24 protein-coding genes are annotated in these 24,624 nt (G+C 39.5%); 17 read left to right on the top strand and 7 right to left on the bottom strand.

Annotated elements, in window-relative coordinates; genetic code table 11:
• Positions 1-2: 2 nt before the first annotated feature.
• The 7 genes from HYG79_RS17565 to HYG79_RS17595 all read left to right on the top strand — a co-directional run bounded on the left by HYG79_RS17565 (position 3) and on the right by HYG79_RS17595 (position 6,037).
• Entirely contained in the window at positions 3-953 is a 951-nt protein-coding gene (locus HYG79_RS17565) for a D-2-hydroxyacid dehydrogenase (protein WP_179243365.1), read from the top strand.
• 60 nt (positions 954-1,013) lie between these two features.
• Positions 1,014-1,649 (top strand): DUF937 domain-containing protein, encoded by a 636-nt coding sequence (locus tag HYG79_RS17570; RefSeq protein ID WP_179243366.1) that lies wholly within the window; start codon positions 1,014-1,016, stop codon positions 1,647-1,649.
• A 69-nt stretch (positions 1,650-1,718) separates the two neighbouring features.
• Positions 1,719-2,207 carry a DUF6146 family protein gene (locus HYG79_RS17575; RefSeq protein WP_179243367.1) on the top strand — a complete coding sequence of 163 codons (489 nt, stop codon included), beginning with the start codon at positions 1,719-1,721 and terminating at the stop codon, positions 2,205-2,207.
• Between the two features lie 28 nt (positions 2,208-2,235).
• A complete protein-coding gene (locus HYG79_RS17580; RefSeq protein WP_179243368.1) occupies positions 2,236-2,553 on the top strand; it encodes a DUF6787 family protein in 318 nt (105 codons plus the stop codon).
• A gap of 54 nt (positions 2,554-2,607) precedes the next feature.
• Positions 2,608-2,937, top strand: coding sequence for a hypothetical protein (locus HYG79_RS17585; RefSeq protein WP_179243369.1), 330 nt, complete (start codon positions 2,608-2,610; stop codon positions 2,935-2,937).
• Between the two features lie 60 nt (positions 2,938-2,997).
• Positions 2,998-5,397 (top strand): TonB-dependent receptor, encoded by a 2,400-nt coding sequence (locus HYG79_RS17590; RefSeq protein ID WP_179243370.1) that lies wholly within the window; start codon positions 2,998-3,000, stop codon positions 5,395-5,397.
• A gap of 40 nt (positions 5,398-5,437) precedes the next feature.
• Entirely contained in the window at positions 5,438-6,037 is a 600-nt protein-coding gene (locus HYG79_RS17595; RefSeq protein ID WP_179243597.1) for a type 1 periplasmic binding fold superfamily protein, read from the top strand.
• Between the two features lie 36 nt (positions 6,038-6,073).
• Here the strand turns inward: HYG79_RS17595 and HYG79_RS17600 are convergent, their stop codons facing one another.
• The 3 genes from HYG79_RS17600 to msrA are packed head-to-tail and all read right to left on the bottom strand — an operon-like array spanning position 6,074 to position 7,578.
• Positions 6,074-6,376, bottom strand: a complete 303-nt coding sequence (locus HYG79_RS17600) for a hypothetical protein (RefSeq protein WP_179243371.1) — start codon at positions 6,374-6,376, stop codon at positions 6,074-6,076.
• A gap of 52 nt (positions 6,377-6,428) precedes the next feature.
• A complete protein-coding gene (gene folE / locus HYG79_RS17605) occupies positions 6,429-7,028 on the bottom strand; it encodes a GTP cyclohydrolase I FolE (RefSeq protein WP_179243372.1) in 600 nt (199 codons plus the stop codon).
• 4 nt (positions 7,029-7,032) lie between these two features.
• The gene (msrA, locus tag HYG79_RS17610) at positions 7,033-7,578 is read right to left on the bottom strand and encodes a peptide-methionine (S)-S-oxide reductase MsrA (protein ID WP_179243373.1); all 546 of its coding nucleotides are present in this window, start codon (positions 7,576-7,578) and stop codon (positions 7,033-7,035) included.
• A gap of 184 nt (positions 7,579-7,762) precedes the next feature.
• Here msrA and HYG79_RS17615 point away from each other — a divergent pair, with 184 nt between their 5' ends.
• Genes HYG79_RS17615 through HYG79_RS17625 form a run of 3 tightly spaced genes read left to right on the top strand, consistent with a single transcriptional unit; the run spans position 7,763 to position 9,743 of the window.
• Complete coding sequence (locus HYG79_RS17615; protein ID WP_179243374.1) at positions 7,763-8,422, top strand: ABC transporter ATP-binding protein; 660 nt, start codon at positions 7,763-7,765, stop codon at positions 8,420-8,422.
• Between the two features lie 5 nt (positions 8,423-8,427).
• Positions 8,428-8,982 carry a CPBP family intramembrane glutamic endopeptidase gene (locus HYG79_RS17620; protein WP_179243375.1) on the top strand — a complete coding sequence of 185 codons (555 nt, stop codon included), beginning with the start codon at positions 8,428-8,430 and terminating at the stop codon, positions 8,980-8,982.
• The gene (locus HYG79_RS17625) at positions 8,979-9,743 is read left to right on the top strand and encodes a TIGR02757 family protein (RefSeq protein WP_179243376.1); all 765 of its coding nucleotides are present in this window, start codon (positions 8,979-8,981) and stop codon (positions 9,741-9,743) included. Before HYG79_RS17620 ends, HYG79_RS17625 begins: the two co-directional genes overlap by 4 nt.
• Positions 9,744-9,861: 118 nt before the next feature.
• On the opposite strand, the gene HYG79_RS17630 is transcribed toward HYG79_RS17625, so the two are convergent.
• From HYG79_RS17630 to HYG79_RS17645, 4 genes are all read right to left on the bottom strand, one after another.
• Complete coding sequence (locus tag HYG79_RS17630; RefSeq protein ID WP_179243377.1) at positions 9,862-11,871, bottom strand: fasciclin domain-containing protein; 2,010 nt, start codon at positions 11,869-11,871, stop codon at positions 9,862-9,864.
• 126 nt (positions 11,872-11,997) lie between these two features.
• The gene (locus HYG79_RS17635; RefSeq protein WP_179243378.1) at positions 11,998-13,848 is read right to left on the bottom strand and encodes a cytochrome-c peroxidase; all 1,851 of its coding nucleotides are present in this window, start codon (positions 13,846-13,848) and stop codon (positions 11,998-12,000) included.
• A 77-nt stretch (positions 13,849-13,925) separates the two neighbouring features.
• Entirely contained in the window at positions 13,926-15,455 is a 1,530-nt protein-coding gene (locus HYG79_RS17640) for a PhoX family protein (RefSeq protein WP_179243379.1), read from the bottom strand.
• 414 nt (positions 15,456-15,869) lie between these two features.
• Positions 15,870-17,006: a Gfo/Idh/MocA family protein gene (locus tag HYG79_RS17645; RefSeq protein WP_179243380.1), complete on the bottom strand. Its 1,137-nt coding sequence runs from the start codon at positions 17,004-17,006 to the stop codon at positions 15,870-15,872.
• Positions 17,007-17,112: 106 nt separating this feature from the next.
• Between HYG79_RS17645 and HYG79_RS17650 the strand changes: the two genes are divergently transcribed.
• From HYG79_RS17650 to HYG79_RS17680, 7 genes are read left to right on the top strand one after another with little or no spacing between them, the layout of a single operon-like run.
• Positions 17,113-18,600, top strand: coding sequence for a S10 family peptidase (locus HYG79_RS17650; protein ID WP_179243381.1), 1,488 nt, complete (start codon positions 17,113-17,115; stop codon positions 18,598-18,600).
• 4 nt (positions 18,601-18,604) lie between these two features.
• Positions 18,605-19,183 carry a hypothetical protein gene (locus HYG79_RS17655; RefSeq protein WP_179243382.1) on the top strand — a complete coding sequence of 193 codons (579 nt, stop codon included), beginning with the start codon at positions 18,605-18,607 and terminating at the stop codon, positions 19,181-19,183.
• A complete protein-coding gene (locus tag HYG79_RS17660; RefSeq protein ID WP_179243383.1) occupies positions 19,183-19,653 on the top strand; it encodes a hypothetical protein in 471 nt (156 codons plus the stop codon). The genes HYG79_RS17655 and HYG79_RS17660 overlap by 1 nt, the downstream gene beginning before the upstream one ends.
• Positions 19,654-19,660: 7 nt before the next feature.
• Complete coding sequence (locus HYG79_RS17665) at positions 19,661-20,356, top strand: SGNH/GDSL hydrolase family protein (RefSeq protein ID WP_179243384.1); 696 nt, start codon at positions 19,661-19,663, stop codon at positions 20,354-20,356.
• Between the two features lie 3 nt (positions 20,357-20,359).
• Positions 20,360-21,367 carry a glycosyltransferase family 2 protein gene (locus HYG79_RS17670; RefSeq protein ID WP_179243385.1) on the top strand — a complete coding sequence of 336 codons (1,008 nt, stop codon included), beginning with the start codon at positions 20,360-20,362 and terminating at the stop codon, positions 21,365-21,367.
• A gap of 57 nt (positions 21,368-21,424) precedes the next feature.
• The gene (locus tag HYG79_RS17675) at positions 21,425-23,341 is read left to right on the top strand and encodes a BatA domain-containing protein (protein WP_179243386.1); all 1,917 of its coding nucleotides are present in this window, start codon (positions 21,425-21,427) and stop codon (positions 23,339-23,341) included.
• Entirely contained in the window at positions 23,338-24,591 is a 1,254-nt protein-coding gene (locus tag HYG79_RS17680; RefSeq protein WP_179243387.1) for a dihydroorotase, read from the top strand. Before HYG79_RS17675 ends, HYG79_RS17680 begins: the two co-directional genes overlap by 4 nt.
• Positions 24,592-24,624: the final 33 nt, after the last annotated feature.

Consider the following 24,624-nt stretch of genomic DNA (forward strand, 5'->3'; position numbering starts at 1 on the left):
ACATGCGAATACTCGCTAATGATGGCATATCGCAATCCGGTATTTCGGCCTTGGAAAAAGCAGGTTTTGAAATTAATACCACAACCGTAGCACAGGCACAGCTTATTGCATATATCAAAGCGCATAAAATAGAAGTTCTGTTGGTGCGAAGTGCAACGCAAGTAGGTAAAGATGTTATCGACAATTGCCCCACGTTAAAGCTAATTGGCCGAGGTGGGGTGGGAATGGATAATATTGATGTAAAACATGCCCAAGAAAAAGGACTACATGTTATAAATACTCCCGATGCATCATCAGAGTCGGTCGCGGAACTTGTATTTGCACATTTGTATGGCGGGGTACGATTTTTATATGACGCCAATAGAAACATGCCTTTAGATGGTGATAGCAAGTTTAAGCAATTAAAAAAATCTTATGCTTCTGGCACAGAATTAAGAGGAAAGACCTTGGGCATCATTGGTTTTGGAAAGATAGGTCGCGCTACGGCCAAGATTGCTTTGGGGGTTGGCATGAACGTCAAGTATCACGATCCCACGACCGATAATGCTACCGTTGATTTATCCTTTTATGACGGACAATCGATTAGCTTCAATTTAAAAAATTCCAATAAAGAAGCTGTTTTGAAAGAATCTGATTTCATTACGGTTCATGTGCCGGCACAAAAAGAATACGTTATTGGAAAAAAAGAATTGGAACTTATAAAAAATGGTGCTGGAATCATAAACGCCGCACGAGGGGGTGCAATTGATGAAGTTGCCCTAGTAGATGTCTTGGAAAAGGGTAAATTGTCTTTTGCGGGTCTAGATGTATTTGAGTCGGAACCCAATCCGGAAATTAAAATTTTGATGCATCCCAACATTTCTCTGTCACCCCATATTGGTGCAGCTACAAAAGAAGCCCAGGAAAGGATAGGTTTGGAGCTTGCCCAAAAAATCATTCAATTGTTAAAATAGCGAATTACACCATATCAATCTTTTTTGTACATTACAAGACTATAACATTAACTATAAGAGATGTCAGGATTATTAGATTTATTAAGTAGCCCAATGGGCAAACAACTAATTAGTGGGGTTGCCGGCCAAACGGGGCAATCTACAGATCAAACCGGTAGTGTTCTGAGTATGGCGCTCCCTGTTTTAATGGGAGCCATGAAAAAAAATGCCGCTACTCCGGAAGGTGCCCAAGGTTTACTAAGCGCATTGTCCAACAACAAGCATGATGGTAGCATTCTTGATAACCTAGGCGGCCTGTTCGGTGGTGGTGTAGACGATTCGGTCTTGAACGATGGCGCAGGTATTTTGGGTCATGTTTTGGGCAACAAGCAACCTCAGGTCGAAAACGCCCTTAGTAGCAAATCGGGTATGGATGCCGGTACTATCTCTACCATCTTAAAAGTTGCGGCACCTATTTTATTAGGCTATTTGGGAAAACAGACCCGCCAGCAAAATGTTACCGATTCCAATGGAATAGGAGATGTATTGGGTGGATTGATGGGAGGTGGTAAAACGGCCCATAAACAACAATCACTCATTGAGTCTTTTTTGGATTCTGACGGTGACGGAAGTATTTTGGATGATGTAGCTTCTATGGCGTTAGGAGGTAAAAAAGGAGGTATTGGGGGCCTCTTAGGGGGACTATTTGGCAAATAATATCCCAAGGAAAATTAATTTCATAAGCCATTTGACACAACCAAATGGCTTTTTTCGTATCTTATGTTCATGAAAAAGAGACTAATTAAATTCGCTTTGTTCTTTGGAACAATTATTACCATTGCATCTAGTTGTGGCTCTACAAAAGAAAAGGTAAAACCAGATGAAGTGAAAACCGATGAAATCACTTTAAGCGATGAGGAGAAAAAAGCTTTCGAGCAAGTAGAAGGGGATACCATTGTTATTGCAAATGATGAAACCGAATATGAAATAATCATTATTGACCCAGGTTTTTTTAATTGGTTGAACAGTATAGCAAGACCGGAGGGTTATTACTCCCAAACCTTTTTGGAGAATAGAAATCAAATTCTGGTAATCAATTGGAACCAAAGAGTGCTACAGCCTAGTAGATATGACCCCAACCTTTATTTACAACAAATAGATTATCAACCTGATATTGATTACGGGTATGAAGTAAATTATAAGCTGTACAATTATTTTATTTTCTTTCAAAGAAAATATAATCAACGCTTAGGGCCTTTTGTACCCCGCATTTAACCTTTATATTTGTCAGCGAAATTTCGCTATGAAAAAATTGAAGGAAAGGTGGGAAATCACCTCAAACTTACAGTTAATCATAATATTCATTGTTTTTGCCATCACGGGTAGCTCATCTGTGTATGTTGCCAAACCATTTCTGGTTTGGATAGGTTTACAAAAAGAGGTTTTCCCAACTACATGGTGGGGGACTGCCTTGTATTGGTTATTACGCATTTTATTGATTTTTCCGTTCTATCAAATTCTATTGGTGCTGTATGGCTGGCTATTTGGTCAGTTTAAATTCTTTTGGAATTTTGAAAAAAAGATGCTCAACCGCATGGGATTGGGATTTTTATTAAAATAATTATAATTTTTTTAACAGAGCAAATACTATGTATAGTAGTAGATTTGTCGTTTAATGGACTATTTTAAGAAAATCATAGCAACTTTCGTAGCACTTCTTTTAGTGGCCTCTATAGTCATGCCCTCTGTACTGAAGCTTACGCATGCTTTACACGAGCATGCTGTTTCAAAATGTGTGGATATAGACAAATTGCATATTCACGAATCTGAATTAGATTGTGATTTTCAAAAATTTAAGCTAACCACACAGTTTTATTTTGCTTTTAAATCTTATGATACATTCGTTGCTATTGTTTCAACTAAAATCAATAGTACCCATTATGACTTTTTGAGCGATAACCAAAAACTTCACTTTGCCTTACGCGCTCCCCCTACCCTAGCCTAATCCCTTCGTTTTGTGACCTTATTGATTGGTCTATTTTGTGCTAAGTAAACTCAAACTTTTATGAGAACAACCGTTATGGTATTGTTCCTAAGCTTTTTAACAGCTCCTTTGTGGGGGCAAAACTGTAATTCAATTCTACTGGGAGAGGTTGTCGATTTTCATGACAACACTCCTTTGGAAGGTGCAACGATTCTTTTGGTAGGTAAAGAAAAAACCGTTTTTACAGGATTCAACGGAAAATTCAGATTCGAAAATCTGTGCGACGGCATATTGGAGCTTGAGGTTTTTCACCCTGAATGTAAATCTCAATTTATAACTGTTGATATTAAAGGAGATACCTATAAAAAAATAAGTTTGGAACACCATTTGGAGGAATTGGATGAAGTTAAGGTTATCGGTGATATTACCGCCGATAAGACCAACTCTGCCCTTGAAAAATCCCTAAAACTTAATACTATCGAACAGTACAGTAGTAAAACATTGGGAGATGCACTCAGGGAAATCCCAGGGGTTTCATCCCTAAATACTGGAGCGAACATCGTAAAGCCGACCATACATGGTTTAAATGGCAGCAGGGTCGTTATTCTTAACGATGGTGTACGAATGCAGGATATGGAGTGGGGAGAAGAGCATGCGCCCAATATAGATATCAATGGTTCAGGTTCCATTTCAGTGGTAAAAGGAGCCGCTGCACTTGAATATGGCGGGGACGCCATTGGTGGGGTTATTCTGGTCGAGTCCCCAAATGTAACGGAAAAAGACACTTTGTACGGAAAAACCATACTTAATGGCGTTTCCAATGGTCGAGGGGGTTCTGTTAGTTCGGAACTCATTAAAACCTATGAAAACGGTTGGTTTTTAAACGGTCAAGGTTCTTACAAACTTTTGGGCGATAGGGAGGCCCCGGATTATGTGCTTTCCAACACGGGAGTATCCGAAATAGGTGCAAAATTAGGCTTTGGAAAACGGTTGTTCAATACAGGCTGGGATGTAAAATACTCCTATTACAATGCAGAACTTGGGATTCTCAGGGCCTCCCACATAGGTAATGTTGACGACTTGATACGGAGCATAAACAACAATGAACCCGAAATAATCGAGCCATTCACGTACAGCATTGATAGTCCAAGACAGGAAGTTACCCATCATATCGGGAGTTTTAATTTTTACAAAAGGTTTCAAGGTGTCGGAAAATGGACATTACAATATGATTTTCAAAACAACCGAAGATTTGAATATGATGTACGTATAGGTGACGATAGAGATAAACCAGCGATTGACCTTGAGCTTGTTACCCACACGGTAACAACCGATTTTAAATGGGATTCAAATGCTACATATACCATAAAAGTAGGTGCTATGGGTAGGTATCAGGATAATTTTGCGAACCCCGATACCGGTGTACGAAGATTGATTCCCGATTATGAAAAGTATGATCTGGGCAGTTTTGTGATTGCCGATTACAGGCTTAATGACAAATTACTTTTGGATGCAGGCTTTCGGTATGACTTTAACCGTATTGATGCAAAGAAATTCTATCGAACTTCACGTTGGGAAGAAAGAGGTTACAACATTGAATTTCAAGAATTTATCATTGGAAATCTAGGTACGCAATTGTTGACCAATCCTGTATTCAATTATCATAATTTTTCGTCAACTGTTGGCTTTCAGTATAAAGAAAATAATTTCTCTACATTACGTTTTAATTATGCTTTATCACAACGTGCGCCCAATCCTTCAGAACTCTTTAGCGATGGTCTTCACCATTCGGCGGCCCGCATAGAGCTTGGAGACTTGCGTATAAATAGTGAAACCTCACATAAAATATCCCTATCCAAAAGCAGGGATTTTGATACTTGGGGATTTACCGTGGAACCATACGCTAATTTTATAAGCGATTTCATTCTTTTGGAACCGACGGATGTTGAATTTACTATCAGAGGTGCCTTTCCGGTATGGAGTTATAGGCAAACCAACGCTAGGTTGTTCGGCGTTGATGCATCTGCTTATGTGAATATTAATACATATTGGAAAACCGACCATAGTTTTTCTTTGGTAAAAGGAAACGATACTGAGGAGGATATACCACTTATAAACATACCCGCAGCCAATTTTAGAAATAAATTGACATTTTCGAAACCAGCATGGAACAATTTTGAGCTATCCCTGGAAAGCGACTATGTATTTCGTCAGAATGAATTTCCGGAGAATATCACTGTTTTTTCCCCGGAACAACAACAAGAGGTGTTATTGGAAATAAATACGCCGCCAAATGCATATCACTTAATATCAATTTATTCCAAAATAGAAATTCCGATTACAAAAAAGAACCGTTTAACAGCAGGACTTACCGTAAACAATGCTTTAAATACAAATTATCGGGAATATTTGAACAGACAAAGGCTTTTTGCCGATGACCTGGGAAGAAATATAATCCTACAATTAAAATTTAATTATTAAACCCTTTAACTATTTAAAAATGAAGAATATGAATTTAAAAATGCAGTCTTTGAGAAAATCATCAATTTTATTTACAGCCTTTGTTACATTGGGCTTTTTATCCTGTTCAGACGATGATAACGATCCAGACCCGGTTAATGAAGAAGAAGTCATAACCACTATGACCGTGACCCTGGTGCCACAGGGAGGCGGCAATACCGTTACCTTGACCTCAAGGGATTTGGATGGTGATGGCCCAGATGCACCAGTACTAACCGTTTCTGAAAATTTTGTAGCCAATACGACCTATACCGGTAGCGTGGTATTACTAAATGAAACAGAAACACCAGCTGAACTTGTTAACGAAGAAATTGAAGGCGAGGCAGATGAGCACCAGTTCTTTTTCGTTGTAGGTAGTGGTTTGAACGTTACTACCACTTATGGTGATGATGAATCAGATTATGTGTCTGCGGAAACCGGGCAAAATTTTACATCTACAAACCCTGTGGGTATTGATTTTACCCTTGAGACAGCAGCTGCCAGCACTGGGACTTTTACCGTTACATTAAGGCATGAGCCCAAAAAACCGAACGACGGTACTTTGGCCGATGCAGGCGGAGAAACTGATATAGCTCAAACATTTACTGTAACGATACAGTAATCCAAAAAAAAGGCGATGCAAATGCATCGCCTTTTTTTATACTTCAATGGTTTTTTCGGTTTTTTTGAAACCCTTGAATACATAAGTGTAAAACCACATAATCGTGAAGGTCGGTATTACATCCAACCCTGGAACCAATTCCTCTATAAAAGTGACCACTCCCGCAGCCTGACCTATTTTACCCTTGTACATGCGGGTCATCATCCAAGCGGATACAGGTGCCCAAATCACATCCAAGAAAGTTCCAAGAGGCCCTGCCAACATTGAGAGCATTCCGATACCGTCCATCAATAGGCTTAAGAACAGGTACTTTATTTTTTTATCTTTTGTTTTTGACATATTTAAAAATACTGATTTACGATTAAGTGAATCAAATAAAATGCCAAATTCATTAAGATAGGTCTGAACTGATGAGTTTCAAGAATTCGTTACGGGTTTCAATCTTTTCGAATTGTCCCCTGAATCCGGATGTTGTAGTAACTGAATTCTGTTTTTGAACGCCACGCATCATCATACACATATGCGAAGCCTCGATCACGACGGCCACACCTTTAGGTTTTAAAGTATCGTTGATGCATTCCAATATATCGTGGGTCAAGCGCTCCTGAACTTGCAAACGCCTTGCAAAAACATCGACCACACGAGGTATTTTACTTAATCCCACGATATGCCCGTTCGGTATATAGGCAATATGGGCTTTCCCGAAAAAGGGAAGCATATGGTGCTCGCAAAGTGAGTATAGCTCTATATCTTTTATGATGACCATATCATCATAATCTTCTTTGAACATGGCACTTTTCAAAATTTTGACTGCGTCTTGTTTGTAACCTTGGGTAAGGAACAACATGGCCTTGGCCGCACGTTCAGGTGTTTTTGTGAGTCCCTCTCGGGAAATATCCTCCCCTATTTCATTTATAATCGATGAGTATCTTTCACGTACCTCGTCGGTAATTTCAATGTTATATTCTTCTAATTTTCTGTATGGTGCCATCTAATTATGCGTTATTCAATTTATGTTTAAAGTGGGTGTTTAATTTTTTTAATTTTGGGTTGATTACATATTGACAGTAAGGCTGCGAACCATTTTGATTATAAAAATTCTGATGATCTTCTTCTGCGACGTAAAAAGGGTTTTCCGCTGAGATTTTAGTCACGATAGGAGCACCAAAAACACTTTCTTTTTCCAAATGATCAATAAACTCTTGTGCTATGCGTTGCTGGGCATCGGTAGTGTAAAAAATTTCACTTCTATATTGTGTGCCACGGTCATTGCCCTGTTGGTTCAGGGTTGTTGGGTCATGTGTGGCAAAGAATACCTCTAAAAGTTCGGAAAAACCGATTATTTCAGGGTCAAACGTTATTTTGATGGCTTCGGCATGCCCCGTTCTACCGGTACAGATTTCCCGATAAGCAGGGTTTTTGATAGCTCCACCTGTATATCCAGACACTACCTGCTCTACCCCTTTTAATCTCTGAAAGACCGCTTCGGTACACCAAAAACAGCCTCCGGCCAGTATTGCTATTTCTTTATTTGCGTTCAAAAATTAAAACTGTTTAATATTATTATAAAAACTTTAGACAAAGTTAAGCAATAAAATAGAAACGATAGATACTATATCCCAAATTAATATCCCTTACGACCACAATATGCTAAGGTAAGTTTAATACCGTATTTTTGCGTTATTTAAGTCAGTGTTTACTTAAATGGCATAATAATACAAGCTTATGATAAAAGCATCCAACATAAAAAAACAATACGGAAAGCTTCATGTTTTAAAAGGTGTAGATCTACATATCAAAAAGAGCGAAATAGTATCAATAGTCGGTGCGTCTGGTGCTGGAAAAACAACATTATTGCAGATTTTGGGTACTTTGGACGTACAATCGAACAAAGCCGAAAGTACCTTACGGATTAACGATATGGATGTTACCAAGCTTACCGATAAATCCTTGGCCAAGTTCCGCAACGAACATATTGGTTTTATTTTCCAATTCCATCAATTGCTGCCCGAATTCACGGCTTTGGAAAACGTTTGTATCCCTGCATTTATCAAAAAAACCCCTAAAATAGATGCGGAAACAAGAGCAAAAGAACTTCTGGATTTTTTAGGGCTCAAAGACCGATATCATCATAAACCCAACGAGTTGTCTGGCGGAGAGCAGCAAAGGGTGGCGGTGGCCCGTTCCTTGATCAATAATCCCTCTATCATATTTGCAGACGAGCCCAGTGGTAATCTGGATTCTGAAAGTGCTGATAATCTACATCGATTGTTTTTTAAACTCCGAGAACAATTTGGACAGACTTTTGTGTTGGTCACACATAATGAGGAATTGGCCAACATGGCCGATAGAAAACTTGTCATGGTAGACGGTCTAATTACATGATTGATATGCTCGAAAAAGTTTGGGAATTCTTTAAAAAACCGGTTTATGAAACCGAAGCACATAGTACACCCGAAAAAATCAGTATTCTCATAAAACTATCGGCATTTGCCGTGCTTTTTAGTTTTGTATTGGGTATGGCGATGGGTATTTTGACCGAAATCGTCGGGTTTCAAAATGAAGAGCATGCCGTGTTGGAAATGTTGGAATCCTATTCGCCCGCCATGATTTTTTTATTGGCCGTAATCGTGGCCCCTGTTTTGGAAGAGCTTATTTTTAGGGCTCCCTTGGGCCTTTTCAAAAAAAGTAGCTTTTTCAACATGGCGTTCTACATTTCAGTTTTTTTGTTCGGATTGATACACATTACCAATTTTGGTAATATAAAGGGTTATTTTTGGCTTACTCCCATTCTTGTAGCGCCTCAAATCTCGGCAGGCATCTTTCTTGGGTATACAAGGGTAAAATTGGGGCTGCCGTGGAGTATTATATTGCATGCGGCACATAATCTAATCCTTTTAGGGCCATTTATCGTACTCCAATTGTTAGACATCCCTTTTGAATGAAAAAGACCGAACTAAAAGCATTTTTGGACGAAAAAGTAGTTCAATACAACCATCCAAGTTTTTTGGAGACCGACCCAATACAGATTCCACATCTTTTCACCAAAAAAGAAGATATTGAAATCAGTGGGTTTTTGACCGCTACCATAGCCTGGGGAAATAGAAAAAGCATCATCAATAACGCTAAAAGATTGATGCAACTTTTGGATAACGCTCCCCATGATTTTGTAATGAACCATACGAAAACGGATTTGGACGATCTTTCCGGATTTGTTCATAGAACGTTCAATACAGAGGATTTGAAATATTTTATACATGGCCTGAACAATATTTATAAAAACTATGATGGATTAGAGCAGGTTTTTTCTGAAAATGCAGAGAAAAATTCCATGCAAAGTGCCATATCCAAATTCAAGAAAGTTTTTTTTGAGCTTCCGCACCCAACCCGAACTACAAAACACATTAGCGACCCCTTAAAAGGTTCTGCAGCCAAACGCATAAATATGTATTTGCGATGGATGGTACGCGATGCGGGCACAAATGTGGACTTTGGGATATGGAAACACATAAAACCTTCTCAATTATCCTGTCCGTTAGACGTACACTCAGGTAACGTGGCCCGAAAACTAAAGCTTTTACGGCGCAAACAAAATGATGCCAAAGCACTTACTGAATTGGATAAAAACCTTAGAAAACTAGATCCATTAGATCCCGTAAAATATGATTTTGCCCTGTTTGGGCTCGGGGTCTTCGAAAAGTTCTAGGGAGTACTTATCGGCACCATATGCTTTTCAATATGTACAGCGGTTTGATATAATACGATTAAAAAAATCAAACCCAAAATAGATTATTCTGGGTTTGGTTTCGTTTTTTAGATTAAGATTATTGTAGCAATAGCTTATTACGTATCTCTTGAGGCAACAATACCTTATCGACCACGTGAATTACGCCTTTTAATATATTTTTATCAGGGGCGGTCACTTTCGCCATTTTTTCGGTTTTATCCTGAACGAATACGCTACCATCAATATTTATTTGTAAGGTCTCACCCTGGGCAGTGGGCAATATTTGCATGTCGGTAAACGCACCTGAATTGATTTTTCCCGTTTCTACACAATGGTATTTAAGTAAGGTTACCAGTAGTTCTATCTCTTCGGCCGTATTGAAATCCGCGATAGAGTCAAAATCTTCCAATTCATCAAATAAATCCAAAAAAGCGGCATTGGTAGGCAAAAAGAATGTGAACTCGTTTTCGAGCAAATTGTTTAAGCTTGACCCTACTAAACTCAAAACCCTAAAAGCATCGGTAAGATTATCCTGGCGGGCCAAAAAATCCAATAAGACTTGGTTCGCTTCATTACTTATATCATCCAAAACCGATTTTGGGAGCAAAAGCCTATCTATACTGTGTATTACCCCATTCTTTGCCATAATATCGGTAAGCAAAAAACTTGCGTTCAGTTGGGTAACGTCTCTAAGGACATAGTTGCCGTTCTCGAACATTATTTCAATTTTATTGTTGCCTGAAAGTGTGGGTATTTCCCCGATAAATAAATCAGAGGAGGTCAACCTACCTGAAAACAAATGATAGGTAAGCACATCCCTTAATAAATCGACTTCAAATTCGGTATCAAAATCGCCAATAGTGTTGAAGTCGCCTCCCAATAATGGCAATAACGAACCCAAAGCCTCATTGGACGGTGCAAATACCGTAAAAGGACCATCTTGATCCAGAACATCCAATAATCCGGTGATTTGGAGAGCTTCTTTCAAAAAAGAAAAATCATTGTTCTCTTCTACCAGTTCTTTAATGGTTTTTTCTTGAACTTGGCCGAGTTCTTCCAAAAAATCCTGTACTTCTGTTGGTATCAATATTTTATCGATACCATGTATAACACCATTAGATGCCATATTATCCATAAACGTAATATTGGCATCAACTTCAGAAGCGTCACCTATAATAAAACCATTCCCCGAAGCTATAATCTCTATGCTGTTATCAGTAAGTAATGTAGGTACGTTGCCGGGCTCCAAATCAGCAGCTGTGATGTTACCGGGTAATACGTGATATTTAAGAATTCTGGATAAGAGTTCTACCTCTATTACATTATCAAAATCCTCAAAACCGTTAAAACCATCACCCAAAGCCGTGAAGAGATCCTCAATGGCGGCATTTGTAGGAGCGAATATGGTAAAGGGGCCTTCCCCGTTAAGAGTTTCAACAAGATTAGCTTTTTGCATCGCTTCTAGGAGAAGAGAAAGGTTTGGTGTCTCCTTGACCAATTCAATAAGGGTAGGCTTAGGAAAAAATGTGTCAATAACGGTCTGGGGCAACATTATCTTATCAATGATGTGAACAACACCATTGGAAGCTTCGTTATCGGCACTAACTACCTTTGCATCAACATTGGTCTTGTCTTGTATAAACACATCAACATTAATAGCTACACGAATATCCTCACCCTGTAGAGTCGTAAATGCCTTCGCATCGGAAAGATCGCTCGAAAAAGCCTTTGTTGTACCAACAACGTGGTATTTTAAGATTTGGGTCAATAGTTGTTTCTCGCTGGCTTCATCAAAATCTTTTAAGGATGTATAGCCATCCAATTCCTTGAAGAAGTCGTCAAAAGCATCATTCGTAGGTGCGAAAATAGTTTTAGCACCATTGGCGGAGAGCGTTTCTGTAAGTCCTGTATCGGCCATTTCCAATGCTTCCACCAAATCGCTCAATACTGAGACCGAACCGGCCAATTCCACGATATTGGGGCGTTGTTCCTCTAGGCCATCCTGAGTATCGCCCCCATTGGGACTATCATCATTTTTGCTGCATGAAAAAATCAGCAAGGCACCTATGCACAACAGCATCCGGTTTAATTTAGTAAGGTTTTTCATTTTTGTTTTTTTAAGTTCTGATGGTCTTAAATTAGTGTTTTCAACATCCAAAGCGATGAACGTATACTTAACACTAGGTTAGAAAAAGTTTACGGTTTGCAACTAATGTAAATTTTAGGTTTCGTGTCAATCAACATTGACCAGAATATCCTCTTTGTAGATTTCAACATTGGTATCCGACAGTGTTTTCATAAAAGCTATTAGAGCCTTTTGTTCCTTATCGCTTAAATTGAGCTCGTCAAAAGGTAAGGTTTGATATTCCAGATCAAAACCCATACCGCCGCCACCGCCTTTGTTGTAAAAATCCATTACCTGTTCCAAGGTTGCGTACACCCCATTATGCATATAAGGAGCGGTAAATTCGGAATTTCTCACTGTTGGTGTTTTGAACATACCCCGATGTACCTCCAATTCTTGATTGTGACGCCAGTAATACCCTAAATCATCATCCAATTTTTTATTGGCCATAGTCTCTGGCACACCAACGACCTCTTTTTCATGTTCCGTAAAAAAAGGGGGTAAGGTACCATTGGTCAGTGGTATAAAATGGCATGTGGCGCATAACCCTTTCCCCATGAATACGTTCATACCCAATTTTTCCTCTTCGGTAAATGTATCTTCTTCGCCCCGCATATTCTTATCAAATTTGGAGTTAAACCCGTTTAGCGTAGATATGTAGGATGAAATAGCACGTATTATCTCAGTATTTCTACCTGATAAATTGGGATAGGCTTCCCTAAAAAGTTTTGTGTAAGCACTATCTTTTAATATTGCCGAAGAAAACTGATGAACAGAACTGTCAAATTCCTTATCATTGGTAAAAACAGATGTTATTTGTGCCATAATATCCGGTGAGCGACCGTCCCAAAAGAAACTTTGTTGAAAAGCAGCGTTAATAAGCGTGGGGGTATTGCGTTGTAGGGGATTGCCATCTTTGTCCAAATTTACTACCATACCATCTGCCCAGGCTTTTTTGGGATCATGGCAGGTAACACATGCCATTTTACCATTTTGGGACAGTTTAGGGTCAAAAAACAATTTTTTGCCCAGCGTTATTTGTTCCGCAGTCGGTTTTCTATTGGTAATGGGGGCGAAAAAATCCGGATTAAAAGAATCTTCTTCAAAAAAAGTAGGGGCATCAAAATTAAAAGCTTGGTTGTTTACGGGTTCCCAAATTGCCAGGGTTTTCCTAATGTCTACCCATTTTCGTGTGATAGGGTTCATGTAATCCCTAATAAACGTATACCTGTCAAAGGTTTCAAAATTTTTGTTCAATGCCACAAAGTCTGTCGCCTGTGTTACAGCATTGATAAAAGTAGTGTCCAATGATGTATTTTTTACCTGAACCAATTCTTGAATACTTTTTTCGTAGACTTCCCTTAAGCCGTTCAATGAGACTATTGTCTCATCAAGGCCCAAATAGCTCACGGGAGTATCGAACCCTGAGATGGAAAGACTAATAATTCGCATTAATTGTTGGTGTGTTGCGATGAAGAATCGCTGTGGGGTCAATTCGCGTTCACGAATGTTTCGTTGCAAATTTTTAAGCAGTGCAATCGTGAGTGATATTTCTTCTCTGTAACGATTTTCGTCTTCGGTGCCCTCATAAATGCTTTCCTCTATTTTTTGCAACCCAAATGGCAACAATATTTTTTGACTGTCATCGGTTACTATAGGTAGGGCTGGGCCATTGGCCCTGTGGCCAACTCCCGGATTGAGATACGAACCGTAGGGTTCTGCCTTTTTGAACGAAACTCGGGCTTTGGCAAATACTTTTTGGGTCTCTTTACCCGTCATGGGCATTTTAGACAACTCGTTCAAATAAGCTATTGCCCGGGTAATATGCCGTAGATAGTACTCCTGTGCCGGTTTCCAATCCACACTGCTTTTTTTTTGAACGAACATTGCCTGTTTGGGTTCTTGCCTACAACTTGCTACACTTATAATTATGATAAGAAGTAAAAGAAATCGATTCATTTGATCTGCGTTTAAAAATGTAAAAAAGACCTCCATGTATGGAATGGAGGTCCCTCAAAAACTAAAAATGAAGTTTACTATCTTGGAAGACCTTTTAGAATAACTATTTGCCCACCTTGATCATCTTCTCGTGCACCTACTTCAATAGCCTCTGGTCTTGTTCTCATATCATGACCGTCAACATTTTGAAAATCTGGGCTTTCCCAATAGTGGGGCTGCAAGTTCAATAAAAATGTGCCGGGAATGCCTACTTTCTCGGAGATATCTTCCAAAGCACCGTACTCACCGCTCAAACCAGTACTACCCGTAGGGTCCAAATCTTGTCGCACCACAAACTCCAATACCACTTTCGTATTGTTTCCGTTCAAATCGGATTGGTATATGTAAGCGGAGTGACCTCTTGAGAATGAGTTGGGGTCTTCTTGGTAATAAATGAAGTTTTCGGTAACGGCAATGTTATCAGGGCTTTGTAGTTGAGGGTTATTACCGTCCATATTATTGGTATCGGTATTTCCAGAGACGATTTGTGTTAATTTTCCGGTCAACGGGGAATCTTCATCCAATTCCAATTTATATACCGTGCCCCAATCATTATAGGTTCCCCTACCTGGGCCTCTACCCGTTACCGCAAAGTATACATTTCTACCATCAGCATCTGTACCCTTTTGGTAATCAACATCTTCAACACGCATAAAAGCAGAAGCCCCCACCTCTATACATGCAGTTTCCATTTCATTTTTTGTTAACGCTGCACCGTTTTCGATTTCAACAAATTCAACATCATAGGTCGTCCCAAAGTCCAAATTACTTTCGTTGTATATGGTTCCGGGCATGCAACTGGTCACTCCGCCGTTACCATCGGATATCTGTTTGAACTTTAACACATATATTTTACCGTCGTTCAGGTTTTGGTCACCGTTTTCGGAATAGTAAAGGGTTACTTGCCCTTCGGAACCACTTGAATCATCGTCACCACCAATAATAACGGTCTTGCCAGAATAGGCGTCTCTTGGTAGCGGCACGGCATTTTCCCATGCGAACTCCCCTAGGGCATCCAAACCGAAATCTGCCGTTGGCGTCGGTGTTACTTGATAAGGGTCTAATCCCTTAACATCGTAATTAAAGCTTTCAGATGCAGAAAGGTATAAATCTTGAGTACCCCCGTGGATAGATGTATCCCACATAGTACCTGAGCATTGGCGCGCAAAATCCGCCACACCGGAATTTAAAACCCATTCCCCGCTTATAGGGTTCAAGTTTTTGTCCAATTTTAATCTCGCAACAGCATAGTCATCTTCGGCGTTTACCATATAAATGTAACCGTCACTGTTCGGGTCTTCTAAAAAACCGGCACCATCCTGTGCGCCGACCAATCTAAAGCCGTTGTCAAGTACATCAGTAGAACTGATCAAAGAATACGCTTCCACGAAATTAAATTGTGGGGTTATGGCTACCAAGGGCTCCAAACTTGATTTGTTTTCGAAGATAGTACCTTCGTCTTCGCCGCCACCGCCGCCACCGCCACCGATGAAATCATCAATCTCGTTACAGGAGTACAGTGAGGCCAAGCCAACAGCGCAAAAAAGCAATCTTTTAAATGTTTTCATTTTTGTTTCTCGTTTTAGGTTTTAAATAATTTTTAACAAATTTATTTACCCAAACCCCTAAAAGAGTTAACTAAATGTGGTGATACTTTAAAGTAAAGTTCAATTTTATGTTAAATCGTTAGATTAACGTTACTATTTATTTTCGTTCCAAATAAAAGATGTTTTACTATGGATTTAAAGGGAATAACCCACCTCACGTTTTGAAAACATGCGGTACAAATATGTTGGTTCGAACAACTTTGATGTACAAAAAACCTATTGAGAATAGTTTTTTTGTTATTCTTATTCTGGATACTTTTACCTACCAAAGTAGGGATTCTTATTCACTTGAATTGATGGGTCTTTATAAAAAATACAGGATGATAACAGGAATAGTATTGTATGGAATACAGTGAAATAAAAGCCTATAAATTTTCAGCCAACTATTCCCATGTTGCCTAAGTCCAAGGATATTTGTTTTCCTCCTTCGGAAATTGATTTGTAAATAGCCTCAACGATGATCATATCACGTTTGCCCATTTCGCCCGGGGTGACATTAGGCGTACCCGTTAAAATATGTTTTGCAAAATCGTCCATTTGGAGCATTTGCTGGCTTTTATGCGGATATGCGATTGTTTCACCCTTAGATGTACGACCGCTAAGTGGCCCATAGCTATGGCAGGGATTCAATTCTATCCATCCTTTTTCAAAAGAGACAAATAGCCTGTTGGCATTGGCGTTATGCGATGTGAACATATGGGCCACGGTACCATTGGGGAATTCCATTTGGGCGGTAATTGTCTCATCGGTATTCTTAAAATAATCGGGGCGTGTGCTAAATTCCTGCGCAGAGACCGAAATAGGATTCATACCCACCCCGTAAATATTACTTTGAATGGAATAAACCCCCATATTCACCAACGCTCCACCACCGGAAAGCGATTTGTTCAACCGCCATTGGCCTGGGTTACCCCTAGAAATGTACGCCGCATCCGATGATACATATTGTACGTTCCCGAACGGTTTTTCTTTGACCAATCGCTTAACTTCATTGGTATACGGGTCTGACTGCATGCGATACCCCACACTTAATTTTACATTTGCTTTTTTACAGGCTTCGATAATTGCATCGCATTCATCTACACTAACCGCCATAGGCTTTTCACAGATAACATGTTTTCCCGCTTTGGCGGCACGGATCGAAAAATCGGCATGCATACTATTGGGTAAAACCACATACACAATGTCTATGTCGTCGTTATTGGCAATAGTATCAAAATTATCGTAGTTATAGACGTTGGATTGTGGAATGCCGTATTTTTCCATCCATTCTTTTTCTTTCTTCGGGGTTCCGGTCACAATACCGGCCAGGTAGCAATGTTCGGCATCTTTTAAGGCCGGTGCCAATTGATAGGTACTATAACTCCCTAGGCCTACCAAGGCTACACCTAGTTTTTTCATTTTAGAGGTATTGTCCATAGCGCATGCAAAGGGCATGTTGGAAAGCAAAGCGGTTCCGGCTATTCCGGAACTTAATTTAGTACTGAAGGTTCGGCGTGAAATAGACTCCATGGTATATTTTAATCGATTCACATAAAACTACAAAAAATAGCGTTGGATAGCATTGATTCCTTCTGAGTTATTCGTTATTTTAGGGCTTTGCTAAATTCAACTTGAAATGTTAAAAAATACTATCTTTTTTTTATTGTCCGTTGCTTTGGTCACGGTTTCAAAGGCACAGGACAGAAAATTGCCCATAGACACGGTCATAACCACGCAGCATAGCGTTACAATTAACGGAAACGCTTTAAAGTATACAGCTAAAACCGGTACACAACCGGTTTGGGACGACATGGGAGAACCCATTGCATCCTTACATTACACCTACTACACCAAAAATGATGTAAAAAACAGAGCTGCAAGACCTTTACTGATTTCCTTTAACGGTGGTCCGGGTTCGGGTTCGGTATGGATGCATTTGGCCTACACGGGGCCAAGGGTTTTAAAAATAGATGACGAAGGTTATCCTGTGCAGCCATATGGGGTAAAGGAAAATCCCTTCTCGGTTTTGGACGTTACCGATATTGTCTACGTAAACCCGGTAAATACAGGCTATAGTAGAACTATCCCTGAGACAGGAAAAGAGGTGGACCGAGAAAAATTCTTTGGAATAAATGCCGATATCAAATATTTGGCGGAGTGGCTTAATACCTTTGTGACCCGCAACAATAGATGGAGATCCCCAAAATACATCATTGGAGAAAGCTACGGTGGTACTCGTGTCATGGGGTTGTCATTGGCCTTACAAAATCAACAGTGGATGTATTTAAACGGTGTTATTATGGTATCGCCGGCAGATTATAAGGTATACCGTACCGGGGGACCAGTTGATAATGCCTTGAGCCTGCCCTATTTCACGGCAGCAGCATGGCACCACAAGGCATTGCCGGCAGCACTACAGCAAAAGGATTTATTGGAGATTTTGCCAGAATCAGAGGAATATACCGTCAACACCCTTATTCCCGCACTTTCCAAAGGTTGGAACATAAGCGATACCGAAAAAGACCAAGTAGCTGAAAAAATGGCCTATTATTCCGGACTTTCCAAAAAAGAAATCCTAGACCAAAACCTAGTAGTACCGCCATCTTACTTTTGGAAAAACTTATTGAAGGATAAGGGCAATACCGTAGGAAGGTTAGATTCCAGATATATAGGCATTGATAGACAATTGGCCGGTATGTCGCCCGATTACAACGCAGAACTTACATCGTGGCTACATAGCTTTACGCCAGCAATCAATTACTATCTACAGGAAGAACTAAATTTTAAGACCGATATAAAATATAACATGTTCGGCCCTGTTCATCCCTGGAACAATGATGATGACAATACACGTGACAATCTTAGACAAGCCATGGCACAAAATCCCTATCTAAATGTTTTGGTACAATCGGGATATTATGATGGCGCCACAACCTATTTTAATGCCAAATATACTATGTGGCATGTTGATCCGAGCGGTAGAATGAAAGATCGTTTTGAGTTTAAGGGCTATCGAAGCGGACACATGATGTACTTACGCAGGGAAGACTTAAAAAACGCAAACGATGATATTCGCAATTTTATCAAACGAACTTTGGCCAACGGTAAGAGCGCTAAATATTAAAATTATGAAGGGTATAAAATTTTGTCTTTTGCTTTTTGTGGCGATAGGTTCATCGCAGGAAATACCTCCGGTTGAATGGCAAATACAAACAGCGATTTTGGCAGCTCCAGAAGAATATAGGAAAGAAGCCAAAATATATGGTTATGACACCAACGGTAATTGGGTCACTTTAAGAGAAGGTGCCAATAAGTATATATGCTTGGCTGACGACCCGAAGAAAGCGGGATTTTCAATAGCTGCCTATCATAAAGAGCTAGATGATTTTATGGCACGGGGCCGAGAACTAAGAAATCAAGGAAAAGAGTTCCAGGAAATTTTTGATATACGGGAACAAGAAGTCAAAGCGGGTAAGCTTAAAATGCCGGATAAGTCTACACTCTGTGTCCTTACCGGAACAATAAACCCGACTACAAAAGAAATCGAAAACCCATACGTGCGCTATGTATTTTATATACCGTATGCCACGGGAGCATCTACGGGCCTACCAACTTCCCCTACTCCGCCTGGCCATGCCTGGTTAATGGATGCAGGTACACATAGGGCCCACATCATGATTACTCCACCAAAAAACGACAAAGAGTGATGCAGAAAAACACATTTGATGCAAAAGCATTCATGCGTACCTTGACCATTGTGCATATGGCTTTGGTAGGTGGGTTGATTACCTTTATGCTCTTTGCCTATTTTCAGACCGGTGGCTTTGTCGCTAGTATGGACCAAAATGATACATTCATCTATATTGTGCCCATTGTTGCTGCTACAGGCTATTTTGGGAGTCAGTTTATGTTTAAAAAACAATTGCAGCTCGTAAAAAGAGAAGATGTTTTACAGACCAAACTTGGAAAATATTTTACCGCTTCGCTAATCAAGTTTGCTTTTATTGAAGGTGCTGCTTTTTTGGCACTCTTCGCATATTTTAGTACACAAAACGCCTTGCATTTTACCATTGCGATATGCCTTATCGCCTATTTGATAGTACAACGCCCCACTTTACCGAAATTGGACCAACACTTACCTTTGAATATGGATGAAAAGAAAAATTTAAACATTTGATCATAGTATGATGTCAAAATTGAAATCCTTTGTAGCATCGATTTTAGTAAGCTTGGGCATGTCAGAAACCATATGGGCTCAGGATTGGGCAAATTTAAGTGCATTTGCCGAAGATAATGCCAAAATAGGTCTTCCAGCAGAAGATGAGGAAAGAGTAGTTTTTATGGGAAACTCAATTACCATAGGTTGGTTAAGTTCAAGACCGGATTTTTTTAAAGGAAAACCCTATGTGAACAGGGGTATCAGTGGTCAAACCACGCCTCAAATGCTATTGCGCTTTCGTCAAGATGTTATTGATTTACAGCCAAAAGTAGTGGTAATACTGGCCGGTACCAACGATATTGCCGGCAATACGGGCCTTATGACCTTGGAACAAATCAAAGGTAACATAGTTTCCATGGCAGAACTGGCCAAGGCCAATGGTATCGTTCCCATTATTTCTTCGGTACTGCCTGCCTATGACTATCCTTGGAAACCCGGTCTAAGCCCCAATATTAAAATCCCTAAACTCAATACAATGCTGAAAGCCTACGCCTCGGAAAATGGAATTATTTATTTGGACTATTTTTCGGTCATGGCCGATGAGCGTAACGGACTCCCAAAAAAATATGCCGACGATGAGGTACACCCCACTATCGAAGGCTATGCAGTAATGGAGCCTTTGGTAGAAGAGGCCATACAAAAAGCTTTATCCGTGAGATGACCAATGAATAATCCTTTGGTCAGTGTATTGATTCCATTTAAAAATACCGAGAAATTTATATCGGATTGTTTTAATTCTATTGCGGCCCAAAAGTATCAGAACTGGGAAGTTTTGGCCGTAAACGATAATTCAACCGATGATAGTCTGAAAATCGCGAATAGCTACGCCGAAAAAGATAATAGATTCAAGGTGTATGATAATACAGGGAACGGAATCATTGAAGCACTTCGTCTCGCCCATTCAAAAAGTAACGGAAAATATATTACTAGAATGGATGCCGATGATGTTATGACTACCTACAAGCTCAAGGTCATGGTCAATGCCTTGAATAAAAACGGGAAAGGACATTTGGCCATCGGTAAAGTCAGCTATTTTTCGGACAAAGGTATTGGCAATGGTTATGCCCGATATGAAAAATGGCTAAACGCACTGACCAAAAAGGGTATCAACTATTCAGAAATCTATAAAGAATGTGTTATCCCCTCCCCCTGTTGGATGGTACACAGAGAAGATTTGGATATGTGCGGCGCATTTGAACCTGACCGATATCCCGAAGACTACGATTTGGCTTTTCGATTTTATGAAAACGGATTGAAATGTATCCCTTGTGATGAAATTTTACACCATTGGCGTGATTACGAGAACAGAACTTCAAGAACAAGCGAGCATTATGCCCAAAATTATTTTTTGGACTTGAAGTTGTATTATTTCTTAAAGCTGGAGTATATCCCTGAACGAAATTTGATACTATGGGGAGCGGGCAACAAAGGGAAAAGTATTGCAAAAGCCTTGATGGAAAAAAATATCGATTTCTACTGGGTGTGCGATAATCCAAAAAAAATCGGAAAATCCATATACGGGAAAGAAATGCAGCATTTTAATACATGTGATAAATTAGGCAACTCACAAACCATAGTGACCGTAGCCAACCAAGATGCCCAAAAGACCATCCGAGGGTATTTTTCACGACTGAATCAAGCAGAAATGAACGATTTCTTTTTCTTCTGCTGACGGGTTGTGTATTTATAAACTCAAAGTAAGTATCTTTGCGCTACATCAAATTTAGGAATGCAGTTTAAACATCCAGAACTACTTTGGGCCCTATTTCTTCTACTCATCCCTATATTCATTCATCTTTTTCAATTAAGGCGTTTTAAAAAGACACCGTTTACAAACGTAAAGTTTCTTAAAAAGGTTGTTTCCAAATCCCGAAAAAGCAGTACACTCAAAAAATGGCTTTTGCTCTTTACCCGACTATTTTTACTGGCAGCACTAATTGTAGCGTTTGCCCAACCTTTCTTTGCCAAAAATGAAGCGTTAAAGCAGCGCGAAACAGTTATTTACCTGGATAATTCTTTCAGCATGCAGGCAAAAACCGATGACTTGACCCTCTTGGAAAATGCCAAACAAGAATTACTGGAACATATTCCCGAGAACAGTAAGTTTAGTCTTTTTACCAATGATGGTGTATTTGAGGGCGTAACGCTGAAAGAAATACAGAACGATCTTTTAGCGATACCCTTTACCCAGAAACAATTGAACTTATCAGAAATTCATCTTAAGGCCAATTCGCTTTTGAGCAATGAAGAAAACACGATAAGAGACGTCATATTCATATCTGATTTTCAACAACGTATGGCTCCCTTACCTACCGATACCGTTGCAAGTTTCAATTCGTATGCAATACCGCTGTTCGCCACTGACAATAAAAACATTGCTATCGATACCGCTTATTTGAGCACCAACAATGCGGCCAATCTTGAATTGTCCGTAGAACTCAGTAGTTCAGATACCGATGATAATATTCCGGTATCACTTTTTAACGGTAACAAATTAATAGCCAAAACATCGGCTAGCTTTGATACTGGTAAAAAGACCAAAGTCCTTTTTTCCTTGCCGAGCAAAGAAACCATAAACGGGAAAATAACAATAAACGACAAGCATCTTTTTTATGACAATGCCTTATACTTTACCATCAACAAAAAGAAAAAAATAAAGGTAATGGCCATTGGGGAGACAGATACTGATTTTTTAAAACGTATTTATACAAACGATGAGTTTGATTTTTCAACCTTTTCCCTTAATAGCGTGAACTATGCCGATATAGAAAAACAAAACCTCATTGTTTTGAACGAGTTGAACACTATACCCAATTCTTTACAGGCCACATTAAAGACATTTACCCGTAACGGAGGCAATTTGATCATTATACCACCTGAAAACATTGATATACCCATCTATAATGAGTTTTTGGAACCTTATTTTTCAACCGAATTTGTACAGAAAACAACTGTTGAGAAAAATATATCCGGTATAGTGTTTGACCATCCGCTTTTTGAAAATGTATTTGATAAAAAAGTGACCAATTTTCAGTACCCAACGGTAAACCAATCGTACAGAATAAAGACCACTGCGCCAAAAGCCCTGTCATTTCAAGATGGTCAACCTTTTTTATTAGGTGTTGATGGTATTTATATTTTTACGGCACCTATACAAAATAACAACTCAAATTTTCAAAGCTCACCGTTGATCGTGCCCACTTTTTATAATATGGGTATCAACAGCTTGAGATTATCACAGCTTTATGCTCAAATAGGGCCTAACACAGCCGTTGACATACCGGTTACGCTTTCAAAAGACCAAATATTGAAAATTTCAAAGACGGATCATGAATTTATACCCAGACAACAGTCCGCAGCCAATAAGGTAAGTTTGTTCTTTGATAAAAACACGGTGCAAGAAGGTATTTATATAATAAAAAACGGAGAGAATTTGCTTGCCAACATCAGTTTCAACCACAATAGGCAGGAAAGTGAGCTTACTTATTTAAATATGAATGCTGCTGAGAATCAAAGAGATTCAATCGCATCGCTTTTTCAGGAAATCCAAAATGAGCAGAATGTAGATGAGCTTTGGAAATGGTTTGTTATTTTAGCGTTGGCTTTTATCGGAATCGAAATATTGCTTCAAAAATTCCTTCAATGAACGTACTCATAAAATCGGCCAAAATTATAGACGAGCGCTACAGGGATATCCACCTAAAAAAGCGAGATATTCTTGTAAAAAACGGGGTTATCGAAAGTATCGGCATCAAACTTGAAGCCCCTTCTAAAACCAAAATAATCGATTTAAAAGATCTATGTGTATCTGTTGGATGGTTTGATAGCAGTGTCAGTTTTGGTGAGCCAGGTTTTGAAGAGCGAGAAACTATAGCTAACGGTTTATATACGGCAGCAAAAAGCGGTTTTACCGATATTGTGCTAAATCCCAACACCCATCCGGTACCCGACTGCAGCTCTGATATTTCTTTTTTGAAAAATAAAGCGTATGGCCATGCGGTAGGGCTTCATCCCCTAGGGGCGGTTACGGTCAAAAGCGAGGGAAAGGACCTAGCGGAACTTTTTGATATGAAAAATACTGGTGCGGTAGGATTTTATGATTACAAGCGTCCGATTGAAAATGCGAACCTTTTAAAAATCGCCCTGCAGTATGCCCAAGGTTTCAACGGTTTGGTACATTCGTTCCCGTTGGATTTAAAAATTGCGGGAAAAGGTATCGTAAACGAAAGCACGGTATCTACCAAACTGGGCTTAAAAGGTATTCCCGCATTGGCCGAAGAGCTTCAAATCGCAAGGGACCTATATATTTTGGAATATACGGGTGGGAAGTTACATATACCCTGTATTTCAACCGCAAATTCGGTAAAACTTGTTTCGGACGCCAAGAAAAAGGGATTGGATGTTAGTTGTAGTGTAGCCGTTCATAATCTACATTTGTTCGATGATACGTTGGAGGAATTTGACACCAATTATAAATTGTTGCCGCCTTTGAGAGGTAAAAATGATAGCAAAGCCCTTATAAAGGGGTTGAAAGATGGTACGATAGATTTCGTAACATCTGACCATACGCCAATTGATGTTGAAGGAAAAAGAGTGGAATTTGACAATGCAGATTACGGTAGTATAGGCCTCGAGAGTGTTTTTGGTATTTTGAACACTTTATTTGACATTGAAGCGGTAATCGGGCTACTGACCAAAGGCAGGGAACGTTACACTCTAGAAACACCGCAACTAGAAAAGGGAGAAAAAGCCAACCTAACACTTTTTGAGAGTACCAGTGAATATAAATTTACCCCCAAACATATCGATAGCACTTCTAAAAACTCTGCCGCATTGTATTGTGCCATGAAAGGAAGCGTTTATGGAATAATTTCCAATGGTCAGATAATAATTTAGCGATTGCCAAGTTATATATAAATTAATCAACCT

The sequence above is a fragment of the Costertonia aggregata genome, assembly GCF_013402795.1.
Classification (GTDB): Bacteria; Bacteroidota; Bacteroidia; order Flavobacteriales; family Flavobacteriaceae; genus Costertonia; species Costertonia aggregata.